Here is a 2,235-nt window from a genome sequence, read left to right as displayed (position 1 = left end):
CAACCTTGTGGTGACGTCATGATTTATGGAAATGTCAATAAGCGGCCTTCGCGCCGAAATGGACGTGACCGAAAAAAGCCATATGTTGGCGGTGCGATCATCGGACGGATGCATTTGGCTCTTTTGAAAACGGAGTGGGTGACGAGTCGAACCTGAGCAATCCAGGAGTCCTTGTGTGATGAGGCTTTACGGCGAGAATGGTGTTGTGGGAATTGCAGGGGCCTGGCATATTGATGCGTGAATCCTGCAATTTATGACGAGGTTCGGATGGGTCCGAAGACGCCTGTGATGGAGGGAAATTTCTTCCGGCAACCGCTGCGTGAGCAGATCAATTTGAAGCATCCGCTGGTGCGCGCCTGGAAGATCTGATCACCTTGGAACGACTGGGCGCTTCAATGAGTGAGAGCTTCATGTCCGGCAAAGGGCTCCCTGCGACGTCGCCGCGCCTGTTTGCGGGCCTGCTGTACCTGCAGCACGGCTTCGACCTGTCCGACGAAAAGCTCGTCTGACAATGGGTCGAGAACCCGTACTGGATGCGCCGGAAGACCGGCAAGGTGTAGGTGGTGAGAGTCCACTACGATGAAGGCATAGCGAGCCACATCGCCCCCGAAGGTTCTGGCGCATTAAGGAAAAGAAGGTAAAATTCGAGGCTGACGAAAACGCTTGGCCGCGCGATGAAGAAGACACTGATGCCACGAACGACGCTGGCGCCGGGCATTACCAAGGTTCTGAGGCGGCTGCACTATCCGCTTGAAATGATGCTGCTGTGCGTGCGATGGTACGTTGCCTACTCGCTGAGTCTCCGCAATCTTGAGGAGATGCTAGCTGAGCGCGACATTGGCGTCGATCACTCGACGGTGCATCGCTCGGTCATCAAGCTGGTGCCGCTCCTCGGAAAGACGTTTCGCAAGCACAAGCGTCCGGTCGGCACGAGCTGTGCAGGCCGATGAGACCTATATCAAGGTCAAGGGCTCGTGGAAGTATCTTTACCGGGCAGTGGACAAGGTGGGCAACACCATCGATTTTCTGTTCAGAGCCTGGCGGGATAAGGCCGCTGCGCAGCGCTTCTTCGAGAAGGCGATCGGTCAGAACGGCTCTCCCGAGACGGTAACCATCGACAAAATTGGCTCCAATCTCGCCGTGCTTAGCGCGGTGAATGCCGAGCGCGAGACGCCGATCAAGGTTCGCCAGGTCAAGTATCTGAACAACCCGTCGAGCAGGACCATCGGACCAGCAAACGCCGAACCCGGCCGATGCTCGGGTTCAGGGATTTCAACTGCGCGCGCGTTATTCTGAGTGGCATCGAGCTGATGCACATGATCCGCAAAGGGCAGATGATCAACGATGGCTTCGCCGCGACGCCTGCCGTCCAGTTCTATTCGTTGATCATGTAAACAATCCTATTCATATCGAGATTTTCTTCAGCCTCGCCTTCTTATCGCGACACCCATTAGTCATCCGAAGTCAAATCCATACTGCACTGGATTCCTGTCATTGATCCAGCGCAGCACCTGCCGTTCCTGTGCTTGTGTAGACCATATGTCCTCTAAATTCCTGACTTATGAGTGATATCTGGCCCATTGTTTTCCCGCCCGGAGTGAATATGACATGCATTTCACCCCCACCATTGACTTTGCGGTGGTGTTGTCCGGAGAGATCATGGCCATCATGGAAACCGGGATGACTATCTTGAAGCAGCATGATCTGTTCATTCAACGAGGCACGCGCCATGGCTGGAAAAATGCGACGGAAGAGCCTTGTAGCATGCTATTTTTTTCTTGAACGCCACTGTTGTGGCGTGAATCCTGCAACCCTGAAACGGATAAGACAGGCGACGCGCCGGTGGCGGTTGCCCCGTCAAACATCAGGATCACTGGCCGATCTGGCCGAGCAATGTAATCCCACGATCCGTGGCTCGCGGAGCTACTACGGGGCCTTCTATCGGACGGCCATGCACGGGTTCGGTCTGTATCAGGACCGCAAGCGCGCGCTGGGCGTCCAGCGCAAGTACAAGACACTGCAACGGCACAAACGGCGCAGTGAGGAGCGGTTGCACAAGATAAAGCAGGCCCACCCGCGACAGTTCGTGCACTGGCAGTTTCAAGGGACACAGGTTGGACAACCGGAATGAAATGAACGCGTCCCGCCCAGTGAAACGTCAGCAAACTAAGATCGACCCTTGCGAACTGACCGTATGCAAGGGCCAAAATGGAACATTATTGAGGTCCGCATAGG

General features: G+C 55.3%; 3 protein-coding genes and 2 pseudogenes. 4 read left to right on the top strand and 1 reads right to left on the bottom strand.

Going from position 1 to position 2,235, the window contains the following annotated elements:
• Positions 1-267: 267 nt before the first annotated feature.
• Together HV796_RS41795 and HV796_RS41790 are read left to right on the top strand one after the other, a co-directional pair.
• A pseudogene (locus tag HV796_RS41795) lies at positions 268-506 on the top strand (transposase); the annotation flags it as partial.
• A 183-nt stretch (positions 507-689) separates the two neighbouring features.
• Positions 690-1,394 (top strand): annotated as a pseudogene (locus tag HV796_RS41790) (IS6 family transposase).
• Positions 1,395-1,491: 97 nt separating this feature from the next.
• Here the strand turns inward: HV796_RS41790 and HV796_RS45205 are convergent.
• A complete protein-coding gene (locus HV796_RS45205; RefSeq protein ID WP_246356391.1) occupies positions 1,492-1,716 on the bottom strand; it encodes a hypothetical protein in 225 nt (74 codons plus the stop codon).
• On the opposite strand from HV796_RS45205, the gene HV796_RS46360 reads away from it, so the two are divergent.
• Both HV796_RS46360 and HV796_RS41780 read left to right on the top strand, forming a co-directional pair.
• On the top strand, positions 1,660-1,782 hold the full coding sequence (locus HV796_RS46360; RefSeq protein WP_425497122.1) for a cupin domain-containing protein: 123 nt from the start codon (positions 1,660-1,662) through the stop codon (positions 1,780-1,782). The genes HV796_RS45205 and HV796_RS46360 overlap by 57 nt on opposite strands.
• Entirely contained in the window at positions 1,730-2,131 is a 402-nt protein-coding gene (locus tag HV796_RS41780; protein WP_246356390.1) for a group II intron maturase-specific domain-containing protein, read from the top strand. Before HV796_RS46360 ends, HV796_RS41780 begins: the two co-directional genes overlap by 53 nt.
• The last annotated feature ends 104 nt before the right edge of the window (positions 2,132-2,235 follow it).

The organism is Paraburkholderia humisilvae, from assembly GCF_902859855.1.
GTDB lineage: Bacteria > Pseudomonadota > Gammaproteobacteria > Burkholderiales > Burkholderiaceae > Paraburkholderia > Paraburkholderia humisilvae.
This window is presented reverse-complemented; position numbering and strand designations above follow the sequence as displayed.

What these genes read in the sequence shown, in the direction of transcription:
- HV796_RS46360 (WP_425497122.1), top strand. Translation starts at nt 1,660, where the DNA reads ATGGCCATCATGGAAACCGGGATGACTATCTTGAAGCAGCATGATCTG.
- HV796_RS41780 (WP_246356390.1), top strand. Translation starts at nt 1,730, where the DNA reads ATGGCTGGAAAAATGCGACGGAAGAGCCTTGTAGCATGCTATTTTTTT.